The sequence below is a fragment of the Bacillus sp. V2I10 genome, assembly GCF_030817055.1.
Lineage (GTDB): Bacteria > Bacillota > Bacilli > Bacillales > Bacillaceae > Bacillus_P.
In genome coordinates this window covers 1405109-1427491 of sequence record NZ_JAUSYV010000001.1, presented here as the reverse complement: position 1 = coordinate 1427491, position 22383 = coordinate 1405109, and the positions used below count along the sequence as shown (strand labels likewise).

Annotated in this window: 24 protein-coding genes, 1 tRNA gene, 1 pseudogene and 2 riboswitches; of the genes and pseudogenes, 12 read left to right on the top strand and 14 right to left on the bottom strand. The window is 39.4% G+C overall.

The features are described from left to right. Positions 1–277: 277 nt before the first annotated feature. The 4 genes from QFZ72_RS07110 to QFZ72_RS07095 are packed head-to-tail and all read right to left on the bottom strand — an operon-like array spanning position 278 to position 3088. Positions 278–1024 carry an ABC transporter ATP-binding protein gene (locus tag QFZ72_RS07110; RefSeq protein WP_307431256.1) on the bottom strand — a complete coding sequence of 249 codons (747 nt, stop codon included), beginning with the start codon at positions 1022–1024 and terminating at the stop codon, positions 278–280. Between the two features lies 1 nt (position 1025). Beyond that, the gene (locus QFZ72_RS07105) at positions 1026–2018 is read right to left on the bottom strand and encodes an ABC transporter substrate-binding protein (RefSeq protein WP_307431254.1); all 993 of its coding nucleotides are present in this window, start codon (positions 2016–2018) and stop codon (positions 1026–1028) included. 16 nt (positions 2019–2034) lie between these two features. Continuing rightward, the gene (locus QFZ72_RS07100; protein WP_307431251.1) at positions 2035–2823 is read right to left on the bottom strand and encodes an ABC transporter permease; all 789 of its coding nucleotides are present in this window, start codon (positions 2821–2823) and stop codon (positions 2035–2037) included. Then, on the bottom strand, positions 2798–3088 hold the full coding sequence (locus QFZ72_RS07095; RefSeq protein ID WP_307431249.1) for an MTH1187 family thiamine-binding protein: 291 nt from the start codon (positions 3086–3088) through the stop codon (positions 2798–2800). The genes QFZ72_RS07100 and QFZ72_RS07095 overlap by 26 nt, the downstream gene beginning before the upstream one ends. A gap of 102 nt (positions 3089–3190) precedes the next feature. Further along, a riboswitch (TPP riboswitch) is annotated at positions 3191–3309 on the bottom strand. Positions 3310–3451: 142 nt separating this feature from the next. Beyond that, positions 3452–3553: riboswitch (TPP riboswitch) on the top strand. Between the two features lie 107 nt (positions 3554–3660). Here QFZ72_RS07095 and thiT point away from each other — a divergent pair. Beyond that, a complete protein-coding gene (gene thiT / locus QFZ72_RS07090) occupies positions 3661–4233 on the top strand; it encodes an energy-coupled thiamine transporter ThiT (RefSeq protein WP_307431246.1) in 573 nt (190 codons plus the stop codon). A 250-nt stretch (positions 4234–4483) separates the two neighbouring features. Beyond that, positions 4484–4681: a hypothetical protein gene (locus QFZ72_RS07085; RefSeq protein ID WP_307431243.1), complete on the top strand. Its 198-nt coding sequence runs from the start codon at positions 4484–4486 to the stop codon at positions 4679–4681. A gap of 17 nt (positions 4682–4698) precedes the next feature. Here QFZ72_RS07085 and QFZ72_RS07080 read toward each other — a convergent pair whose 3' ends face one another. Continuing rightward, a complete protein-coding gene (locus QFZ72_RS07080) occupies positions 4699–5241 on the bottom strand; it encodes a Rossmann-fold NAD(P)-binding domain-containing protein (protein ID WP_307431240.1) in 543 nt (180 codons plus the stop codon). A 151-nt stretch (positions 5242–5392) separates the two neighbouring features. Between QFZ72_RS07080 and QFZ72_RS07075 the strand changes: the two genes are divergently transcribed. After that, positions 5393–6493 (top strand): gluzincin family metallopeptidase, encoded by a 1101-nt coding sequence (locus QFZ72_RS07075; RefSeq protein ID WP_307431237.1) that lies wholly within the window; start codon positions 5393–5395, stop codon positions 6491–6493. A gap of 9 nt (positions 6494–6502) precedes the next feature. Here QFZ72_RS07075 and QFZ72_RS07070 read toward each other — a convergent pair. Further along, positions 6503–6637 (bottom strand): annotated as a pseudogene (locus QFZ72_RS07070) (IS3 family transposase); the annotation flags it as partial. A gap of 174 nt (positions 6638–6811) precedes the next feature. Further along, complete coding sequence (locus tag QFZ72_RS07065) at positions 6812–7714, bottom strand: DMT family transporter (RefSeq protein WP_307431235.1); 903 nt, start codon at positions 7712–7714, stop codon at positions 6812–6814. 116 nt (positions 7715–7830) lie between these two features. Here QFZ72_RS07065 and QFZ72_RS07060 point away from each other — a divergent pair, with 116 nt between their 5' ends. The 5 genes from QFZ72_RS07060 to QFZ72_RS07045 all read left to right on the top strand — a co-directional run bounded on the left by QFZ72_RS07060 (position 7831) and on the right by QFZ72_RS07045 (position 10660). After that, complete coding sequence (locus QFZ72_RS07060; RefSeq protein ID WP_307439636.1) at positions 7831–9507, top strand: AMP-binding protein; 1677 nt, start codon at positions 7831–7833, stop codon at positions 9505–9507. Between the two features lie 30 nt (positions 9508–9537). After that, complete coding sequence (locus QFZ72_RS07055; RefSeq protein ID WP_307431232.1) at positions 9538–9888, top strand: DinB family protein; 351 nt, start codon at positions 9538–9540, stop codon at positions 9886–9888. Further along, the gene (locus tag QFZ72_RS29425) at positions 9774–10049 is read left to right on the top strand and encodes a DinB family protein (protein WP_373464670.1); all 276 of its coding nucleotides are present in this window, start codon (positions 9774–9776) and stop codon (positions 10047–10049) included. The genes QFZ72_RS07055 and QFZ72_RS29425 overlap by 115 nt, the downstream gene beginning before the upstream one ends. Positions 10050–10216: 167 nt before the next feature. Next, on the top strand, positions 10217–10453 hold the full coding sequence (locus QFZ72_RS07050; RefSeq protein WP_307431229.1) for a hypothetical protein: 237 nt from the start codon (positions 10217–10219) through the stop codon (positions 10451–10453). A gap of 134 nt (positions 10454–10587) precedes the next feature. After that, a tRNA-Ala gene (locus tag QFZ72_RS07045) sits at positions 10588–10660 on the top strand. Between the two features lie 242 nt (positions 10661–10902). Here the strand turns inward: QFZ72_RS07045 and QFZ72_RS07040 are convergent. The 6 genes from QFZ72_RS07040 to QFZ72_RS07015 all read right to left on the bottom strand — a co-directional run bounded on the left by QFZ72_RS07040 (position 10903) and on the right by QFZ72_RS07015 (position 16618). After that, on the bottom strand, positions 10903–12336 hold the full coding sequence (locus tag QFZ72_RS07040) for an alkaline phosphatase PhoX (RefSeq protein WP_307431226.1): 1434 nt from the start codon (positions 12334–12336) through the stop codon (positions 10903–10905). 533 nt (positions 12337–12869) lie between these two features. Continuing rightward, positions 12870–13094: a hypothetical protein gene (locus tag QFZ72_RS07035; RefSeq protein WP_307431223.1), complete on the bottom strand. Its 225-nt coding sequence runs from the start codon at positions 13092–13094 to the stop codon at positions 12870–12872. 680 nt (positions 13095–13774) lie between these two features. Then, positions 13775–14716, bottom strand: a complete 942-nt coding sequence (locus QFZ72_RS07030) for an SMI1/KNR4 family protein (protein ID WP_307431220.1) — start codon at positions 14714–14716, stop codon at positions 13775–13777. Between the two features lie 225 nt (positions 14717–14941). Beyond that, positions 14942–15826, bottom strand: a complete 885-nt coding sequence (locus QFZ72_RS07025; RefSeq protein ID WP_307430190.1) for an IS3 family transposase — start codon at positions 15824–15826, stop codon at positions 14942–14944. Next, on the bottom strand, positions 15823–16113 hold the full coding sequence (locus QFZ72_RS07020; protein ID WP_307430193.1) for a helix-turn-helix domain-containing protein: 291 nt from the start codon (positions 16111–16113) through the stop codon (positions 15823–15825). Before QFZ72_RS07020 ends, QFZ72_RS07025 begins: the two co-directional genes overlap by 4 nt. Positions 16114–16273: 160 nt before the next feature. After that, positions 16274–16618, bottom strand: a complete 345-nt coding sequence (locus tag QFZ72_RS07015; protein ID WP_307431218.1) for a MerR family transcriptional regulator — start codon at positions 16616–16618, stop codon at positions 16274–16276. Positions 16619–16777: 159 nt separating this feature from the next. Here QFZ72_RS07015 and QFZ72_RS07010 point away from each other — a divergent pair, with 159 nt between their 5' ends. Both QFZ72_RS07010 and QFZ72_RS07005 read left to right on the top strand, forming a co-directional pair. Next, positions 16778–17005, top strand: a complete 228-nt coding sequence (locus tag QFZ72_RS07010) for a tautomerase family protein (RefSeq protein ID WP_307431215.1) — start codon at positions 16778–16780, stop codon at positions 17003–17005. A gap of 348 nt (positions 17006–17353) precedes the next feature. Next, on the top strand, positions 17354–18574 hold the full coding sequence (locus QFZ72_RS07005; protein WP_373464669.1) for an MFS transporter: 1221 nt from the start codon (positions 17354–17356) through the stop codon (positions 18572–18574). A 215-nt stretch (positions 18575–18789) separates the two neighbouring features. Here the strand turns inward: QFZ72_RS07005 and QFZ72_RS07000 are convergent, their stop codons facing one another. Further along, positions 18790–19800: a DUF3231 family protein gene (locus QFZ72_RS07000; RefSeq protein ID WP_307431212.1), complete on the bottom strand. Its 1011-nt coding sequence runs from the start codon at positions 19798–19800 to the stop codon at positions 18790–18792. 234 nt (positions 19801–20034) lie between these two features. On the opposite strand from QFZ72_RS07000, the gene QFZ72_RS06995 reads away from it, so the two are divergent. Both QFZ72_RS06995 and QFZ72_RS06990 read left to right on the top strand, forming a co-directional pair. Further along, on the top strand, positions 20035–20214 hold the full coding sequence (locus QFZ72_RS06995; RefSeq protein WP_307431210.1) for a small acid-soluble spore protein H: 180 nt from the start codon (positions 20035–20037) through the stop codon (positions 20212–20214). Positions 20215–20719: 505 nt separating this feature from the next. After that, entirely contained in the window at positions 20720–22342 is a 1623-nt protein-coding gene (locus QFZ72_RS06990; RefSeq protein ID WP_307431207.1) for an amidohydrolase, read from the top strand. Positions 22343–22383 lie beyond the last annotated feature (41 nt).

Sequence of the window (22383 nt, the reverse complement as noted above, 5' to 3'; positions counted from 1 at the left end):
TTGGTACGCTTTTGGTTTTGTTTAGTTTTCAAAGATCATTTGCTTCAAGCGAAGCTTTATTAATATAACATTTTGCCATTTTAAAGTCAAGCGTTTATTTTGCTTTTCTTTTTTTCAGGCTTTGTTGCTTTTTCGCGTTTTTCGCGGCAACGAATAATAATATACCACGCTGAAATCCCCTTTGCAATAGCTTTTTTATCATTTTATAAAAAAAGATTTTAATTATCGAAAACGCACTGAATTTGTCTGAAATTCAGTGCGTCAATTACTATTTGAATCAGCTCTGGTTTAAATGAAGAACATCAAGCAATCTCCTTTTAAGTAAAGCAAATTCCGGACTTGTAATGAGATTTTCTTTCCTTGGCCGTGTAAATTCTACGTTCACTTCTTCTATTATGCATCCAGGTCTTGGTGAGAGGATGAAGATTCTGTCTGACAGGAAGATGGCTTCATCCATATCGTGTGTAATAAATATCACTGTCTGAGCTGTTTCCTCGCATATTTGAATAAACCACTTCTGCAGTTCAAGTCTTGTCATCGCATCAAGCTTGCCGAACGGTTCATCTAATAGAAGGAGTTCTTTATTGTTTAGGTATGCTCTAAGGAAATTGGCGCGCTGCCTCATTCCGCCTGAGAGCATAAAGGGATAATGATCTTCATATCCTGCAAGTCCGAATTTCGGGAAAAGGCCGCGTGCTTGATTGCGCGCCTCATCTCTACCGGTACCTTGTATTTCTAATGGAAGAATAACATTATCCAAAACCGTTCTCCATGGAAACAATACATCACTTTGGGGCATATAACCGACAAGACCGGTTTTATTTGTAATATCTTCTCCATTGTACCTTACACGGCCTTTAGTTGGCTTATTGATGCCGGCTATCATATCAAGCAATGTGCTTTTTCCGCAGCCGCTTGGTCCAATAATGCTTACAAATTCGCCTTTTTTCACATTCAGGTCTGTCGGCATCAGGACATGCTGATCTCCAGAATAAGATTTGCTGATTTGTGAAAGAGTAAGCATGCTATTCCTTTCCTTCAGGCAGGAACTCATTTGTAAAAGCTTCACTTGGTTCAATGTTCTCTTCAATCAGCTTTCGTTCATACATCCAATCGGCATATCTATTCCAGACTTTTTCATCTTGAATGCCCCATTGCTTTGCTTTTCCCTGATACTGATCACTTAGCCACACTTGGCTTTCCTTTACTAACTCAGCATTGATCTCAGGTACATTTTTAATTAGAATATCCGCTGCTTCTTCCGGCTCTTCAATGGCAAATTGATAACCCTTTGATGTGGCCTTCATGAAGGACTGGACCATTTCTTTGTCTTTTGCAATTTTGGATTCGCTTGTTGCAATAACTGGAGTGTAATAGTTTAATGCTGGATCAAGGTCTTTTAAATAGATGTAATTCAATTCAATTCCCTGGCGAGCAGCCTCAATCCCATCCCATGCCTGGAAAATCCATTGAAAGTCTGTATCGCGTCCGATCGACTTGAAAAAGTCTGTTGCTCCAAGCGTGACATAATCGACTTTTTCAAAGTCTGCATTCGATTTATCCATTACAGCTTTAATAACAGCTTCTTCTGTAGGAGAACCCCATCCCCCGTAACGTTTTCCTTCAAAATCCTTTGGAGAAGTGATGTTTTCTTCTTTTAAAGAAGCGAATGCAGAAGTATTCTCCTGTATGATTGCTCCTATTGAAACAATCGGCACTCCAGTTGATCTTGCGTGTGTAATATTCTCCTGATGGCTGACAGCAAAATCAACTTCACCAGAAGCAACGATCTGATCCGCACTGACTCCTTCACCAGGTTCAACTATTTCAACATCAAGACCTTCTTCTTTATAGAAGCCATTTTCTTTCGCTGCATAAATACCTGTATGATTTGTGTTTGGAAACCAATCAAGCATAATCTTCACTTTTTTTAATTCTTCATTAGTGTTTTTTTCCGCTGATCCGCATCCAGATAAGATGAATACTAAACTAAATAGAATAAATAAGAGTTTTTTCATTTTTTCTCCCCCGTAGCTAGTTAGAATTCTTTTGCTGCTTATATTTCCAGGGCATCATGATTCTTGCCAGTATTTCAATGAGTGCAAAAATTATTAAGCTTAAACCTACTATTAAGACGATTGTTGCAAATACTTTATCTGTCAGGAACGATTGGGAGGATCGAGTCAATAGAATGCCGAGTCCTTTGCTTGCACCCAGCCACTCTCCGATAACCGCCCCCATCACACTGTATGTTCCGGCTATTTTTAACCCTGAAAAAAAGAAAGGTGTTGCAGCTGGAAGCTTCAGTTTTAAAAACATCTGTCTGCGGCTGGCTCCAAGCGTTCTCATGAGCTTCACCATATCCCTGTCTATTAAACGGAAGCCGTCAGACAGATTGATGGCGATCGGAAAGAAACAAACGAGCGCCACGACAATTACTTTAGGAAAAATGCCGAATCCGAACCAGATGATAAGCAATGGAGCTAGCGCTATTATAGGAATGGTTTGCGAAAGAACAAGCAGCGGTTCAACTGCTTTTCGAACCCAATCTGACATGTCTATTAAGATAGCAATCAATACACCTGCTGTTACAGCGATCAATAAACCAAGCACTGCTTCCGACAGAGTCTGCAGGATATGTCCGCCTATCGTTCCCCTCATTTCTGCAAGCGTGATGAAAATATGAGTCGGACGCGGCAGAATCCATTTTTCCACTTTTGATGCGATGACAGCCAATTCCCACAAAAAGAGGAATGACAGCAGCACTATACCAGGAAGCGCAATTCCTGAAAGTGTTTTAACGGTATTTCTTAAGTTTTTCATCCATTGTGACCCCTTCTTTTGGACGGTAATGAATTTTCATGTGAGTCATTACCTCAGCGGCACCGGCTGAAATACAGGCATCCTGCGCTTGCTTAACAATATTAATCAGTTCATCAAGCTCTCCCTCCATCACCGTCTCCATCGCACCGACCTCATATTTGACTCCTGATTGCTGAACAACCTCGATCGCTTTGTCGACAATTTCATATGTATTCCCTTCTGATGATTTAGGCAGCACCTGAAATGCTAGATTTACACTGGCCATTCTTTATCCTCCTTAAAATTTATTAATATATGAATATCTGACCGAACGACAAAAAAGGCTGCCACTGGGGCAGCCTTAACGCATTCGCAAAGTTATGGAAAAAATAATGCATCTTCCGCATTCCCTCCGCTGGCATTACCCAGATCAGGTTAAAGGGTCGATACAAGAATCAGAATCAGTATCCTCTCAGCCAAGTTCACTCAGCTCCCCTGCATATATTGAATTCATGGAAACTATAGCAAGGTTTTGGACCCTTGTAAAGACTGATAAAAGAGCTTTCCATTATTTTCTGAAAAAAATCAAAATTTAATCTTGTCGAATTTTGCAACTTCCTGTATAGTAGTGTCTAAATCATATATTGCATTTGACCACTTGGGGAGCCATTCGGCTGAGAGTGAACGTTTTGTTCAGACCCGTTGAACCTGTATAGTTAAAGCTTACGTAGGGATGTGGCGATGGATTCAAGTGATAACCCAACCAAAGCAGTGCGTGGAAACCATCCGACATTCCCCGCATTGCTTTTTATTATGGAAAAAAACAGCCCCGGTCGAATGCCGAAAAGGGGAAGCGCTATGCAGACAAATACACGTTTAGTTTTTTTAGTAGAAGCAGCGATTCTATCAGCCATTGCATTTCTGCTTGATTTAGCAACAAGCTTCATTGGCAAAATGCCTCAGGGAGGGTCAATCTCACTTGCAATGATTCCAGTCCTGATCATGGGTTTTCGCCACGGATTAAAAGGAGGACTGCTGACAGGCTTTTTACTTGGCGTTTTGCAGACAATTATGGGCTACACCACAATTGTACATCCAATCCAGGGTTTTCTTGACTATTTTGTCGCATTTACCGTGGTAGGTGCAGGAGGAGTATTCTATAAACAAGTCCAAAGCTCTTTGAATCCTCTTAACAGAGGACGATTAATTGCTTACGTAGTGGCAGCAGCTTTTCTTGGAAGCTTCCTTAGATTTGCGGCACATACACTTGCTGGAGCTGTATTCTTTGCAGAATTTGCAGGTGATAAGCCCGTTCTGCTGTATTCAGCCGGCTATAACGCTTCCTACATGGTGCCTACATTTATCATTTGCTCAATCGTCTTAGTATTGATGCTCACTGCTTCTAAATCACTTGTCTTAAAAAGAAAATAGATTCTGCCAAAAGCACCGATGTTTTTTTCGGTGCTTTTTTATACTATCAAAATTTATATAATCCCTTCCATTTATTTCTATTCCAGCGCCCAACTCCTCAGTCAGAACGGATCCGCCTAAAAAGCCAGTACTTTTCCATCGGATCCTTATCTGTCTTTAGGAGCTGATCTAGACCATCCGCTTTTCTTGTCATAAACTCTCTATCATCGGCATGTACTAGTAGTAATAGATTTCTTATGGAGGACAAATGATGAATCTATCCTACTCATTGATGATGATAACTTTTTTATTGTCGATTATTAATTTTCTATATGGTTATTTTGAAGCGATAAGGATCAGCAACGAAGAAGAATTAGTCAACGGCTGGTCTATGATTTTCTCTTTCCCGCTTGGGTTTGTATTCGCCTATTTTGCTTCGGTATTTCATCAGCAGATTTTACCTCACTAAAAAGAAACGCGACACTGTCACGTTTCTTTTTTTATTGCCTCAATTAATTTCTCTAAGTACGGATCCAATTTCTCAAATGAGTATCCAGCACTTTCAGCCTTTGACACATTTAGTGTCCAATCACCTGATAATCCATAAGGTGAAGCATTCTCTTTCGCAATCTCGCCTGTCACAATCGCTTTTTTCCCGACAGCATATCCGATTTTATGCAGAAGATCATTCAGTGACAGACTTTTTTCAAAAGCGGCATTGTAAGCACCCGTTAAGGTTTTTTCTCCTGCTATATACAAGAATCCCGCTGCGTCCTCAGATGAGGTATAGCTGTAAAAATATCCAGGATCTGCAATTCCAATCGGTTCCTCGTTCTTCACCTTTTTCACATGAAATAAAAAGCGTTCCGTATAATCATCTATTCCGATTACCAGAGCTGGTCTTACAGCGGCAACAGGCACATCCGCTGTCTGAAAAAGATAAGCTTCTGCACTGCGCTTCGCTTCCTGATATCCGCTTAACCCTTTATAGGCTTTGCGCTCTGTGAACAACTGCGATTTGCTTCGCATCTTCTTTAACAGCTTTTCTTATTCTATATTTCATTTTCAACACTCCTTGCTGATAAAATTCGACAAGCGAAAATTAAATCCCTACCTCTAAAAGGAGTTTCTTTTCATAAAACAGAATATGTTCATAGACTAAGACAAACGGAGGCTGCAAGTGAAAATACTTCTGCATAGTTTCTTATCCATCTTGTATATCGTTTATTTCACCGGAGTGTTTTACATTCTGTTTCTCTTCTTGAATATACCTGCCAGTGTGATCGCAGGAAGCGTTATGGCGCTTCTGCTGATCGGCTTGTTTATCTATTCTATATACGAGATGATTCACAGGAAGGAAAAAAATCTGCTCTTTTTCAAGGGATTATCAGGATCCATCTTCCTTTCCATCACAAGCATCAGTTTAATTATTACCTTGTTTTTCGTTGTCCTAATGAATGTGATGACAACTCATTTTAACTATCAAAATATCAGTCCACGGGAGAAATTCGAGTTTCAGGTGAACGCTTTTTTGCCAATTGACCCTTACGCAGAATACAAGGAGTCTGCTGAAACGAAGAAAATTTCTCATCTGACTGTTTACTATTCCTCTCTTAATAAAAGAGATATTCAGCTGGTTGAGGACGAATTTAAGAACGCACGAAATATTAGTAAACGCTTGTTTGGCGATATTGAGGATCTGCCGATTGACCTGATTCTGCTTGATGAATCGCCGGACTCGCTGCAGGAGCTTGAGTATTTGGATTATATGGGGTTTTACGATCATGTGAAAGAAACCATGGCCATCGTGATTCCGGATGATCTCGATGCCGCATCTCCGCTTGTCGTGGAAACCTTTTATCATGAATATGCCCATTACTATATGGAGAAAGCATTAGAGAAAATGGAAATCGATTCGCTGAAAATTCCAATCTGGTTTAATGAAGGCGTTGCAGAATATGCTGGCTATAACGGAGAGGATGCAAAAATCCCCATCGACACGGTGATCCCTTTCGATGAGCTCAGAAATCCCGGAAGCTGGGCAAATGCATTGGAAGACAGTCCGGAAGCGGAAGTGTATACTCAAAGCTACTACGCCGTTAAAATTTTGGCAGATGAATTTGGAGAAGACATTATCCGGGACATACTTCTTGAAACAGGAAAAACAAACAACTTTGAAGAAGCTTTGAAAAAGAAGACGAAGTATACGTTTAAAGATCTGGAAAAGAAAATCAAGGAAAAACAAAAAAGGACTCGGAATGAAGTGACCCCAAAAAGTTAGACATGAATCTTAGGCTGCTTCCGTGGCATGAGTTCGGTATTGAACCGGACTCATGCCTTTTAATTCAGCCTTAATCCGTTTGTGATTGTAATAGTGAATGTAATTCTCTAATTCATGTTTAAAATACCCCATGCTTTCAAATTCTCCCTTGTGTTTCTAATAACTGATACCATTGCCACACGGTGCTGGATGAAGCAATGTTAAATTTTGCAGTAGCTTCTTAGTATCTAATGAATATTTCGTCATAAAAAACTACACCTTCAGTTGTTAGATGTGTCTAACAATTTGGGTGCAGTTCAAATTGAGTCCTTTTTTTGTTTACAGCGCTTGTTCACTGGAAATCTCGTCCACTTCTTTCTTTTCAAAAAGAAACAGCATGACGCCAATGATAATGATTGCTCCGCCAATTAATTGCGTAAGAATAACCGTCTCTTCAAGGAAGTAATACGCAAGAATAATCGATCCAACCGGCTCAAACAGAATCGCGACAGAAATGACATTTGTCGAAATCCATTTCAGCGACCAGTTGAATAACGAATGCCCAAGCAATGTCGGTACAATCGCAAGCAGCAAAAAGTACAGCCAATCCTGTTTCTGAAAACCTGTCAGCGGATAGCTTAGCAGCACACAGTAAAGGAATAATGTCACAGAGCTGACCGCATAAACGATAAACGTGTATAGCGTCAGTGTATGACGCTTCCTCACACCTTGGCCAAACAGCAGATAAGCCGTGACCATCGCACATGCCGCAAGCGCAAGAAAGTCTCCAAACAGCGCAAGCCCGCTGATCCGGAAATCTCCCCAGCTGATCACAACACTGCCTGCAATTGCAAGCATGGCACTAACTATAGCCCTCGCTGACACCCTCTCTTTAAAAAAGAAATAGGTGCCAATAAACGCAAACAGCGGCTGAAGAGTCACCAGCACAACCGAACTCGCTACAGAAGTGTAGTTCAGCGATTCAAACCAGAGAATAAAATGAAAAGCAAGCAGTACCCCTGCCAAAATTGAATAGCTCCAGTCTTTCTTCGTTAACGTTTTAATATGAGGCAGCGATTTTGCCAAAAACAGCGGCAGAACGATGAGTGTTGAGAAAAACAGGCGATAAAACGCGATAACTGGAGCAGGTGCAGAGGTCAGCTTTACGAAAATGGCAGACGTTGAGACTGCCGCAACTCCAATTGCTAGTGCCAAATAAGGATAAAATGTTGATTTATTCATGATCGTTCCCCTTTTTAAAATACGTCTCTTCTATTATACTGCAACTTCTTCTGTATTTTTTAAAGAATAATAGTTTTCAAAACTTTCTAAAAATAGTTTATAATGAAAGCGTAATCATACTTTTTGTCCAGGGAGGTCCCATGCAATCACTAAAAAATAAAACCATCGGCCAATTATTGAAGGAAACTGTATCAAAATACGGAAGCCAGGATGCCGTTATCTATTCAAAGGAAAACATCCGCTATACGTATGATGAGTTTTACAGCGAAACGACGAAGCTCGCAAAAGCTTTAATGGGTCTTGGCGTGAAAAAGGGTGAAAACATTGCCATCTGGGCAACCAACGTCCCTGAGTGGCTCCTGCTTCAGTTCGCATCTGCACGCATTGGCGCCGTACTTGTTACCGTCAACACAAGCTACCAAAGCAGCGAGCTTGAATACCTGCTGAAGCAGTCTGACTCCACCACTCTGTTCTTAATTGACGGCTTTAAAGGAACATCTTATGTCGACATTGTCCGCTCCATCACGAATTCAGCTTCTGCAGAGAAATACAAACAAATTGAAGCATTGCCGCACTTAAAAAACCTCATTTACATAGGAAATCAGAAAGCACCCCATGAGATGTACAGCTGGAATGAGCTTCTAGATCACGGATCTAAGGTTACAGATGAAGAGCTTGCCGAGCGTGAGAGCCTGCTAACTCCTGAGGGCGTCATCAATATGCAATACACCTCAGGCACAACCGGCTTCCCTAAAGGTGTCATGCTCACTCATCACAATATTGTCAACAATGGCTTCCTTGTCGCAAGCTCAATGAATTTAACGAATCAGGACCGTTTATGCATCCCGGTTCCATTCTTCCACTGCTTCGGCTGCGTACTTGGCGTTCTGGCATGTGTATCTGTCGGAGCAGCCATGGTGCCAATCGCCCAGTTTGATCCTGACCTTGTCCTTCAAACCGTTGAAAAAGAAAAATGCACAGGACTGCACGGAGTGCCAACGATGTTTATCGCTGAGCTGAACTCTCCTAACTTTAAAAACTATGACCTCTCAACCTTGAGAACAGGGATTATGGCGGGCTCAACCTGTCCAATTGAAGTCATGAAAAAAGTCATCAATGAAATGGGCATGTCAGAAGTAACGATTGCCTACGGCCAAACAGAGTCCTCACCTGTCATAACACAGACAACTGTGACAGACTCCATTGAACGCAAAGTTGAAACAGTCGGCAAAGCCCATCCTCATGTAGAAGTGAAAATCATTGACCCGCTTACAGGAGAGGAAACAGCACCAGGTGTTCAGGGAGAGCTTTGCACAAGGGGCTACCTCGTCATGAAAGGCTACTACAAAATGCCTGAAGCAACAGAAGAAGCGATTGATAAAGAAGGCTGGCTTCATACCGGTGATCTGGCTACGATGGATGAACACGGCTATGTCGTCATTACCGGTCGCCTGAAGGACATGATCATCCGCGGCGGTGAAAACGTCTACCCGCGTGAAATTGAAGAATTCCTTTATCGTCATGAAGATATTATGGATGTTCAGGTAATTGGCGTTCCTGATGAAAAATACGGAGAAAAAGCAGCAGCCTGCATCGTTCCAAAAGAAGGCGTCACCCTGACGGCAGAAGACATAAAAGCATTCTGCAAAGGACAGCTCTCCCATTATAAAATTCCTGAATACTATTATTTCGTCAAAGACTATCCGATGACCGCTTCAGGAAAAATCCAAAAATACAAGCTCAGAGAGCAAGTAAAAAACCATTTAACACAGGAACTGTCAGGAAGAAGCTGAAAAGAGAACTTTGCACATCACTTTGATAGAATGAAGGTGAAGGGAGAGATCAAGATGCTGGAACATTCACAGGCAGTACGCGCTGAATTACTGAACGAAGTCAAAAACATGACAGATAAACAGTTCAACCAAAAACCTTCACAGGACGTTTGGAGCCCAGGCCAAATCCTTCAACATCTCTACTTAATGGAACGTGTCATCACAGGAGGCATGAAACAGGTTCTCATGTCGGGCGATAAGAAAGAAGTAACCGAAAAACCGCTGGAATTGGTCATCGACCGTTCCCGCAAAGTCCCGGCACCCGAAAACCTCAAACCAGCCGAAGGATCATACGTAAAAAAGAACTCTTATCAAAACTTGAAGAATCACGCCGAGAGCTGATTAACTTTGCTGAAACGGCACCCGTTCAAGCCCTGAACGAAAAAGCAATGAAGCACCCTCACCTTGGCGAGCTTTCCTTAAAGCAATGGGTTGAGTTTATTGGGTATCATGAAAAAAGGCATTTGCTGCAAATAGCAGAAGTGAAAAGTGAGGCTAATTAAGAAGTAAAAGGATTTTTCTCTTGCTTTTTTCTTTTTTATAACAGACATATCTTATAATAATGTAATTTAAGTAAAAAACCCGAGTATACAGACGTTGGCGCATTCATTGCCGATTTCCACCTTTCTATAACGAAACCACAGGCTGGGACCGAATCGACAGCTTAAACATGTCCGATCAAACCGCCCGCGCTGCCGCAGCAAAAGCATATGCCACACACTTCGTCCCGCTTGTTGAAGATCCAGCATTAAAAACGGACCGTGAATCCATTATCCGCCATTCCGAAAGTCTCATAAACGGAAACGCCGACACAGTTCAGACCCTGCACCGCTATTTTCATAACTTGGATATCGTAATTAATGGGTATGTGCATGAGAACTTTTTTGGAATGGTTGAGAGTGAGTGAGGCTTTTATAGTCTATTTTGAAATTAACAGTCAAAATATTTTTGTTTTGACTGTTAATTCCTATTGCAAGTATGCTTCAGAGGCAGTATAATCTATAATATCGCAAATGAATTTTTGCAGATTCCTTATTATACGGGGCATTAGCTCAGCTGGGAGAGCGCTACGCTGGCAGCGTAGAGGTCATCGGTTCGATCCCGTTATGCTCCATCATAAAATGAAGTGGGGAAATCCTTGATATATAAGGGTTTCCCCTTTTTATTTGTTTTTTTCTATTAACCATTCAAATTGCCAAAAATACCTTATGGTCACGCTTTGGTCACAAGAGCTTTTAATTTATTATTTCATCTAGTTTCCTTGTCCACCTGCAACAAATACCTGGCATGTAAAAAAAGATGTAAAACATACAAAGTGTTTGTTTACATCTTTTTTACGGTATCCTGTAAAACAATTTAAATCATTTTTACTCCGTGGCGCTCAAATGCTGCTGCTTCTAGAATGGACATACCTTGCGCCTCGGCAGCCTTAGCCACTTTTTCCGAAACTTGCGGTGCAAGATTCGAAGGAGCTGCAAAGGACATTTCCCTTGCGCGCGCAGAGTTTCTGCGTTGGAACGGTCCCCAAATGGCAAATGTTTTGCCTGGGCTTTGAATATTGACAAAAAGTGTGTTTCCATCTGGTGAAAAGGTTGGGCCTGCCAATTCAGAACCACTTAAACGGTTGGCGGCAAAAGGATAGACCTTGCCTTCTGGGGTAATTCCCATAATGCGATCTTGGCCAGAACCGTCTTCTGCAAACCAAAGATCGCCCCAAGGAGTACAGCAGATATTATCCGGATATTCCATTTCTCGTGCATCATTTCCCTCATAGAAAAGCTCCAATGTATTAGTGTGAGGAACATACCGATAAACGCGTCCAAGTTTTTTGTCACCGGCAGAGGTGTCATCGAACCAGAAAACCCCCTCTTGAAAGAACGCTCCCTCAAGTCTAGAGAACTTAATGCAGTTTTGTGCAGCAGCTTCCTCACGGCACAAATGAGGATTTACTTCCTTCCAAACAATTTTAAATGTTTGGCCTGTTTTAAATGTGCTTGCTGATGGGTCAGCTACCGCTTCAATCGCAGCCGCATACAGCTTACCGCCTTTTTGTAACGCACCCGGCTTTTGGCTTAAGTCATTTGGGATAAAACGGTAAAAGTAGCTTGGGCTTGAATCTTCGGTTAAGTATACATATCCTGTCGCTGGGTCAATTGCACAGGCTTCGTGTGCAAAACGGCCCATTTCCTTGATTGGAGTTTTGGACATATCGTTCTCTGGCTGTGTCGGATCCACTTCGAATACATATCCGTGTCCCTCGGAACGGTTTTCTTCACAAGTTAGCCAAGTGCCCCAAGGTGTCGCTCCACCAGCACAATTTCGGATTGTACCTGAAGAGGAAACATATTCTTTGATCACTTCACTATTTGCACCTACAATTAGAGCCGTTGTACCACCTTGAGCATTCGCATCATAAGGATTGCTTCCAAATGCTGGACCTGCCGATAATTCATGATTACGAACAAGAATGGTCGTATTGTTCGGTCCTTCAAAAGCTGCCATTCCATCAAAAGCACCAGGGATTTTGGTTCCGTCTGTCATCAGGTCGCCTTCTCTGGAAATAATTTTGTAATGAAAGCCTTTTGGAAGATCAAGAATACCATTTGGATCTGGAACCAAATCGCCATACCCTCCAAATCCGCTGGTTGGATTATCAGTAGCATCTGCAAGTGCTTTTGAACCGAGTCCTATTACTTCAGTCGAACCAAGAGTAAGGGCAAGTGCGCTCATTCCTCCCGCTTTTAAGAAATCTCTTCTGTTCAATCCATTATTAGAATTTTGACCAGTCATACCTTATCTCTCCTCATCTATGTATTTTTAAATCTAGCAATAGATTAAATGGAAATTATTAAGGAAAAACCCGAGTTTAGTAAAAATCAGTTAAAAAAATGTAAAGAAATTAGGCAACCTGGTTCCACATTCTATTGGACTCAGGTTGTTTCGTCTCTTCTGAACCCGTTTGTGACTGAAATTAATTTAAATTTTTACATTAAAAAAGAGTGTGACTGCCCGTCACACAAAAAGACAACATTGAATGTTGACCTTTCTTGAACTATCGAACCCGTTGAGACATGGGAGCGTGGAGAATGCGTACATTATATGGAAATTATTGGAGTTATTACTACCTCCTTTATTTAAGTACGCCTTCATGTAGCCAAAATGGTCAAAACTCATTCAATCAATCCCCTACTATTCTTTCTAGTGATTTGAAATCCTGCGAATAAGTGAGTATTCGAGAGATAATCGTATCTAACTGAGGGAGCTCAATAAGGAAAGGAGCTGCCGAAACAGCCCCTTGATACCGTTAGCCTATTAAGTACATATTATTTTTTAATAGTTCCACTATAATGCCAACGCCCAGCCTTAATCTTTTCTCCATTCTCTCGAACATACTCACGTAATGTTTCCGGAATTTGTTCATTTTCAAGATTATCAAAGTTTATTTTCCATATGCGCTCTCTTCCGAAATCCATAACCTGTACTTCGGTATAACCATTCCCATGTATATTCGTTTTTTGCACAGTAATCATAATTCCGTAGTTGTCCATCATGTCCACCTCTACAAATATTATACAAACAAACGTTCGGTTGAGTAAATAAAAAAAGACGCTTCGTAAAGGAGAAACGTCGTTAGCTACTATAACTAAAAATTTAATTCTTCTGAACGATATTTTTACTTGTTAGGATCAACAAAAACAATTTCTATTGCATATTTGTTTAATCCGCTTAATCAGTTTTATCAATTAGACCAAAACCAGAATACTATAAATCATTAATCTTAATTATTGGCATACCATCACATCTCAAAACCCTACTGTTTTTCATATAATAAATAGCATTTTAACACTAAAATATTGGTCACACTCTGGTAACATTTTGGTCACACAATATAGAAAACTAAGGGAAACTACAGTTCATTTATTTTTGCATGATTCCTTAAAAACCTTGATATAAAGCCATTTCTGAGCATCCTAGTAAACTAGAGGAAATTGTACTCCCCACGCTGGCAGCGTAGAGGTCATCGGTTCGATCCCGTTATGCTCCATATCCGAAAACCCTTGTGTATCAAGGGTTTTTTCTTTTTTTCCTACTTCTGTTTTTTGCTCCTGATGGGATACATCTTAGTAAACAAGAAGCTCAAATGATGGCTTTTTTTATAGCCAAGGAAATTAATAAATAGAGAAAAGATGTATTAATATCGGTAGGCTCATCTTGGAGAGATATTCAATTATTCCTCTTCTCTAAAGTCAATCATCACTCCAACAACCTCTTTAGAAACGTTATATTTTACTTTCACTTCGTACATACCGTCACCATAACCAGACATAGAAACCGCACCACCTGGTACAACTCCGCCTTGTGCATCAGATGCAACTATATCACAGCATGCAACATAATATTTTAATCCATCTTCAGCAATCTCAATGTCATTGACATTTTTCAATTCAAATTGGATGGCATCATCTCTACCAAATGCTTCCAGATCAAAAATTCCAGCTTGTGCAGAGTCAACTCCAATTAGTTTATCGTAATCATGCCATTTCCCACTCGGTTTGTTTTCTCCATAAAATACAAGTAAATTTTTCACCACTTCTTCATTAGAGTAAGAGATGGATGTTGTCCAATTCCCTTTTTTTACATTTGAAAGTATGATTTGCATCTCATTTTCATCATCCACCTGATAACATGGATCAGTAACAATTAACTCTCCACTTTCTACTGTAAAAGCACCAACTGTTTTGGGATTATTAGTATTCGCCCTCGGTACATACCAATCAATAAATTGGCTTAATGTTGATGCTTTGCAATCGCTTATTCCAGTTTTATCATTCCAAATATAGATTTGTTCCTGCATAAATCTTTTTCTAATACGGTAGCAGAGTATATCACCATTCATTTTTTCACCAATACAGATCCTATCACTAGGTAAATTCTTCGGTCTTTTCTCTCGATTTCGTTTTACAATATCAATGGTAAATTCTAATTGTTCATCTGCTGGAATAGGGAACAAAGTCCAATCACCAAATTTTGCTCCATTCGTTTCTAAAAAGAGTTCCTTGTATTCATCTGGAAAAATAGCACCAAGTTCTTTTTCTGTTTTTTTCAATTCAAGCAACGTCACTCTTGCCACTTTCGAACTTGAATCAATCATGTTAATTACTTTCTTCATCTCTTCTCCTCAGGTGATAATATTCTAAGCAAATATGTGTATTTCCAATTTAATATCATTAACAGAAGGTTAAATAATGTCACTTTTTAATCAACAATCCTGCCCGATGCTTAATACCAATTATTTCAAAATTAAAAGGTTTACTCAATACTTTATTTCATTAAATAAAGCGCTATCCCTTTTCTGATCTGACCCCTGTCAAGTAGACACAAAAAATAAGCGCAGTTAAGAAGCCTGACTTCTATATTCGATAGGAGTCAGGTTGTTTAGCTTGTTTTGAAACCTTTCGTGGTTATAAAAGAGAATGTAGTCTTTAATAGCCCTTCTAACCTCTTGTGAAGTTTTAAAAGTATGAAGGTTAAAACATTCTGTTTTTAAATGACTAAAGAAATTTTCCATACTAGCGTTATCCCAACAGTTGCCCTTTCTAGACATACTAGCTTTCATTTTATTTCTTGTGAGTAGCTGATTATAGTTATGGGACGTGTATTGGTATCCTTGATCACTATGGAGAAGGATTCCTTTTACATTCCTTCCTTTTATGGCTTTTTTAAGAGTATCCAAGACTAGCTTATAATCATTGCGTCTACTAATTTGGTACGCAACAACTTCGTTATTATATAGGTCTTTGATGGCAGACAAATATAGTTTCTGTCCATTGAAAATGAGGTACGTAATATCAGTTACCCACTTTTCATTAGGGCGAGAAGCGTAAAAGGCTCTATTTAAATAATTATTCGAGATAAGATAAGGTTCTTTCTTACCGTAATAAATTCGTTTCTTCCTGATAATTGCTTTAATACCTAGCTCACTTAGTAACCGTTGAACTTTTTTGTGATTAATGTGAATATCATAGGTCCTCTTTAACCAAATTTGTATTCTTCTATAGCCATAGATGCCCTTATATTTCTGATGACATTCTATTATTTTCTGCTTTAGCTTCTCATCCTCTATCTGCTTTTCCGAAGGTAATGCTTTACGCTTTACCCACTTGTAGTATCCACTTCTTGATACTTTAGCCAGATGGCAAAGTAGCTGTATAGAATGATTAGATAAATCATCAATGATTTGAAATAGATTACTAGGTTCTAAATCAATTCCCCCTTTCACATCTTTAAAAGCTTTTTTAACAGTTCGTTCTCAGCTTCTAATCGCTTTATTTTCTTTTGAGGATTTTCAATAGTAGATGAAGAGACTTTACCAGACCCACTTTTTCTTCCGCGTTTCTCCCTAAGACCAACAATTCCATCTTCACTAAACTGTTTAACCCACCGTTGTATGTTTTTTCGATGAATGTTTAATTCTCTGGAAACAGCTGAATAATTCTTCTTTTGATGATATAAATCCACCGCTTTTTTCTTAAACGATATATCATAAGTCTCTGCTTTTTTCTCCATAAAAAATACCCCCTCCTAGTAGACAGATTAATGCGCTTTTTTAAATGTGTCTACTATAAGGGGAGCATACCATTTCTGGATAAGCGCCATATTCTTGAAACTACATACTTGTATTAGATGGTCCTATTACAAGATTAATAATAAGTATTCTCTTAGTTAATCAACTTTCCTCATCAGGAAAACTATCAGCCAGTTTTCGAAAGGCCTCATTAAGGTTCTCCATTCGTTTTTCTACCTTTTTAGCTGCTGCATCAAGTGTAAAACCTTCTTCGATCATCTCCTGGATCAAAAGAATTTTTTTGACATTTAAATAATTATACCTTCTTGTGGTTCCTTCACCTTCTTTTTCGGAATGAATGACCCCTTTTTCTTCCCAATAACGAATTTTTCGTGTAGGTATGCCTGTAATATCTGATACCTCTCCAATTCCGACAACCAACTTCTTTAGTAAATCAAAATCCATTAAGGGTATTAAGGGATTTTCTTCTTCGTGTTTTCCGTTCATGTTTTGACCTCCGATAAAATCCTTATGTAACTATTTTACGATATAAGAAAATAAATTACAAACAACGAAAGTAAATTGTTGACTTTGATTGTAGATTTGTTACAATTTACGAAGATAATGTACATTATCTACATTTTTCTTTAAGGAGATGGTTTAAGAATGCCTATTATTAACGTTGATTGTTGGGAAGGTTTTAATGAAGAACAAAAACAGGAATGGATCAAGGAGCTGACAGAGGTAACGGTTAACTTGTTTAACATCCCCCCAGACAAAGTTTTAGTTCTTTTAAGAGAGGTTCCACTATCGAATTGGGGTCAAGCAGGGACTGTAGCATCCGATCAAGATTTTTTAGCTAAAAGCCGCATTACTGAACTACCAATTAAATAAAAGACTAATAATCAAAAGGAATCCCTTTAAATTAAGGGATTCCTTATAAGTTAATTTAGGAAGGCAATTATTTGTCCAGGGATCTTGCATTTGAACAATTCAACTGAGGATTTATGAGACGGTATCAGTTTTTGAGCAATTGTACTAATCTGTGTGTTCAAAAACTATGGATAAAAAAAGATGCAACTTTCTAACTGGGAATTTTACCAGCTGTTCGATATGAACCTGCAGGTCGTGTGTAATATTACTAAGCTTTAAAAGCCAAAACGACTTCAGAGAAATTTAGGAAGACCTAATGTTGGTTATTCCTGCAAGAGGTTTATGCAATTTTTATCAGTAAGGCCGGATATGATGGAAATAAGGAGGGAACGCCCCGTGACTCAAATAGCAAGTACAAACAGCATGATTTATGAGCGAAACTATTCGTTAATGACAGCTATTTTGTTTTGGTGTGGTCTTGTAGTCGTGTCCAGCGTTTATTTGACTATTCCATTGGCAGACACCTTTAATGAAGTTTTTGAAGCCACAGCTGCTCAAGCAGCGTGGACCAGCAGCGCTTTTTCCCTTTTTTACGCGATAGGCTGTCTGTTTACCGCACCATTGTCAGATCGTTATGGACGCAAAAGGGTAATATTATTTGGTTTGGCAGCATTAACGATTATTACCGGAGTATTGGGGTTATCGAATAGCCTGTCAACGTTAATCATGCTCCGGAGCATACAAGGAATAGCCGCGGCAACATTTCCCCCCGTAGCTGTAACTTATATTGTCGAAATGTTCCCCCCTGAAAAACGTGTAACGGCGATTGGATTTGTTAGCTCTGGATTTCTAATGGCTGGGGTTGTTGGTCAGATTTTTAGTAGCTTCATTAGCAATATGTTTGGATGGCAGAGTGTATTTTACATGATCGGAGCTATCTATCTAATAACAACCATTATCGTAGCTTTACTTATCCCAAAAGCTGATAATCAAAACAATGACAACAGTTTACTTGCCCCCTTTAAACAGTTTGGGTCCGTTCTTACAATAAAACCATTGTTGTTTTGCTATATAATTGCGACTACCCTATTACTGACCTTTGTTGGAATGTATACTGCACTCGGCAGCTATTTAAGCATAGAGTTTGGGTTAGGAAATCAAGACATTTTCTTTGTTCGTACTGTTGGAATTATCGGGATGTTGTTTTCTCCATTTACTGGAAAACTTGTTGCCGAATTTGGTATTCAAAATGTTCTGCGCGGGGGCCTTACCCTGGCTTTTGCGGGTCTAGCTTTTCTGGGAATTAGCTCTAACTTGCCGTTACTTATTATCATGAGCGTGATGTTCGTGACCGGAATTGCAATAACAGTACCAACACTTATTTCATTGGTGGGTCAACTTGGCGGTCAAGCACGTGGAGCTGCGGTTTCTCTTTATACATCTGTCGTATTTATTGGTGCTTCCCTCGGACCAATCATGGCGGTGGCGCTTTTAAACACCAGTAGTTACCTTTTGACATTTGAAATTTTGGCGTTGCTTCTTGGTATTGGTTTAGTTGCTTCATTTTTTATTAAGCCTAGTATTCGTTAAGGCATCTTTCCAAAAGTAAAAAGGGTGCGTTCCTACAGGAATGCGCCCGTTAATTAAACAAGGTTAACGTGTGTAAATCTTTGTTGCTCTTACTCAACACATAACTCTGAGATATCCTTCAGCCATACGTAATTTCCTCTACTACAGTTCCACCAAACGTACTGGCCCTAAGAATATATCCTCTTCATCCCACAAGTTCATAAAATCCAAGTTTCCTACTTTTTTGTCAATTGATTTCGATCCTCAACATGTGGCGGTTCTTCCATCCAACCATTTTTGACCATAATTTTTCCGCCTTGTTTTGCAAAATCAAAAATATTTTTTGCAAGCAGCGCCATTTTCGTTGGCAAATCACTTCGTAAACTAAAGGCGCCACCAAGTGCATTACTTCCGAGCCCAAATGTACTTAACAAACTGGTATTATACATCATCAATTTATCGGAAAAAGGAGCGACGGTTGAAGTGGTTGCTTTTCCGGCATGAGTGGCTGGTGGTTCAATGTAATCTTGACGTAAAAATTCACCTAACGATGTTTCGATTTTCTTTGCTAGTTCCATTCCTTTAATAAAATGGTTTCGGACCTCTTGATCATGTGCTACTTGTGCAAATCCGATCATTAATTGCATCCCCGTAAGGTTTGTCTCAATTGAATGATGAATAAGAGAAATCTCAATTGTATTTAAGGATCTTTCATTACTAAACCAATTCGACCCGGTCATATAATTTTTACCTTGTACAAACTTCACTTCTTTTGGCATCGAAACAAATGGGGGTCGAGAAAGAACCCCTGTTTCTAAAAGAATATTTGTCGCTTGGTCATATGCCTCTTGTGCTTCAGATGTTAAACGTCTGAAAAATTGTCTTATATCTTGACGGTAAGACATAGTCGAATAGAGCGAGTAAAGACCAGTTCCTAATTTAGCCATCATATGTAAATACATGACATCATACATAAAGTCGAATAACTTTGGAGCCCCTTTATTCACGTCGTTTTCAGTAAACCCAACTGGAATAACCGCGCCTTCCTGTTGAAAAATAGATTTCACAAACTCTACACTTTCAGCAGAACGTTCATAATAAGACTGCAGAATTTGCCGTGTTTCCTCTTTTTCTGCGTGTTCAAGAAAGTATTCCAGAAATCTCATAATCATTGTTTTGTCTTGATACGTCATCCACAAGTTTCCTAATTCTGAAGATGTAATTGGTACTCGATTTAAACTACTCATCCTAAAGCCTCCTAACCCATTCGTTTTCTTTAACTTTACCAATTTGAAAGATTTTATTAATCCATCTTGTTTTTTTAGTATTAAATCAGGAGTGCCGCCCTTTTAGTTATTAAAGAAAAATCAAACAACTTTATTATCCGCTCAACATTTGGAAGTGTTTTAAATACAACAAGTATATCTAAGTAATTTGGAACAAATATTATAACTGTTGCAAATCCAAAGGAGGTGGCTACAATGAACGCACAACGAGCACAGGAAATAACTTCTTCGCCAAGTATGATTACTGTAACCTATAATGGGGAAAGTATTTACATTGAGCAAGTGGATGAACAAAATGGAAAAGCTACAATCCATCCCCTTGATGAACCAAATAATAAACAAAGTGTTTCTGTAACCAACTTAAAAGAACAGTAATTTGTTATATTTCCTAGATACATTAATAAACCTCCACCTTCTGGTGGTGGTTTATTGGTCATAGAGGAATAAGTTTTGGTACAGATACTATGTATTTGGCTGGTGTACCTCGACGATATACATTGAAAAGGTCCAATCTTAATGAAACTTTCAATTATATAGAGAAACCGATAAAAAGTGGCAGATGGTAAAGATAGCCAAATAGTCGACAATTTGAAAGCCCTGCCCTTATACCTATATTGGTAAAGGGGCAGGGCTTTTCATTTTCCATTTTTTAATGTTTGCTATGGCTTAAATCAGTTTGGTGTGTTGCAAAGGGAGACATAAAATACAACGAGTACATCAACTTCTTTTCTATTTCCATTTATACAGATTGTAACTTGTTTAGGCCATTTCATTTACATTATGTCACATATATTTATTTAAATATTCTGATAGTATTTACATATGCAAATGACTCAATGTTTATTTTTCAGTTGAACAAACTAAAAAAGGAGGTTTTTAGATGGCCGATATCGTCTTTATAAATGGCCAAGTTGTTACAGCAGATTCCAGCAACCGGATTGCAGAAGCTGTTGCAGTAACGGGTAATCGAATTGTTGCGGTAGGTCAGAACGAGAAAATTAAAAACTTGATTACAGATGCTACAGCTGTAATTGATCTAAGAGGAAAGAGCTTGCTGCCTGGATTTATTGACTCTCATTTACATATTACTCTGCATGGTACGAACAAACTGGCAATCAATTGCAAAGAGCCTCAAATGAAATCATTGGACGATATTTTTGATAAATTAAAACGCAAAGCACAGCAAACACCTAAGGGAGAATGGATACGCGCATGGGGGTTTAATGAGACGGCAATTGCTGAACAACGCTATCCCACAAGAATAGAACTTGATGAAATTTCTTCTGACCACCCTATTATGATTATGAGAACTTGTGCTCATCACTCGATAGTAAACAGCCAAGCTCTCAAAATCGCTGGAATAAACGACAAAACACCTGACCCGCCAGGCGGAAAATTTGATCGTGACTGTTACGGCAACCTGAACGGTTTCTTAATTGAAACAGCTCATATGCAGATGTTAAACGCAGCCAAGTATAGTGAAATGGAACTTAGAAAGGGAATTGCGTTAGCTTCAGATCACTATGTTGAAGCAGGAATCACAAGCATTCATGATGCCGGCGGAAATGATGCAGACAGTCTTAGAGCCATGCAGTTGGCCGTTCAGGCAGGCGAGGTTAAAGTGCGAATCTATGCCATGCTGTCTTCCCTTAACCATTCGGCCAAATATGTAAGAAGGATTACGGAATCCGGCATGGTAACAGGACTTGGGAATGAGTATTTTAAAATAGGGCCTGCGAAGGTATTTACCGATGGAGCCAGCAGTGTTCCGACAATGGCTACAAGAGAGCCTTATACAAGCAATCCAAATGAATCCGGAGTCCTTTACTATGATCAGAATGAGCTGAATGAAGTCCTTGGAGAAGCTCATAAAAAGGGACTTCAAATAACAGCTCACGCTCAGGGAGACCGTGCTATAGACATGCTTCTTACATGTATGGAAACGGCTCTAAAAGAATTTCCGCGAGATAACCACCGCCACCGAATCGAACATGCCGGGCTTTCCATGCCAGACCTTATTAAACGGATGAAAAAGTTAAATGTCATTCCCATTCCGAATCCAAACTTCTTTTACGAATTTGGTGATGCATACATTAAGCATATAGGTGAGCGTGTAAATCAAATGTATCCATTGCGGGATTTATTGGATTCAGGGTTAGTCGTTGCCTGTGGATCGGACAACCCTGTGTCAGATCATAATCCTCTTCTTGGAATTCATTGTGCAGTGAATAGACGTTCCATGTCCGGTCAGGAGGCAGGGTTAAGTCAGCGCGTTGATGTTCTTGAAGCAATAAAAATGTACACCTGGAATGGGGCCTATGCAAGTTTTGAAGAAGAATTCAAAGGCAGTATTGAGCCTGGAAAACTGGCAGATTTAGTTATACTGGATCAAGAGATCCTGACTATACCCACTGAACACATAAAAGAACTGAATGTCGAATCTACCATTATTGACGGAAAATTTGTCTATCAAAGTGAAACTTCTAATCTCTCTTATAACTAAACGTACACCAAGACTTAATAATTAATTAATCATTCAAAGGA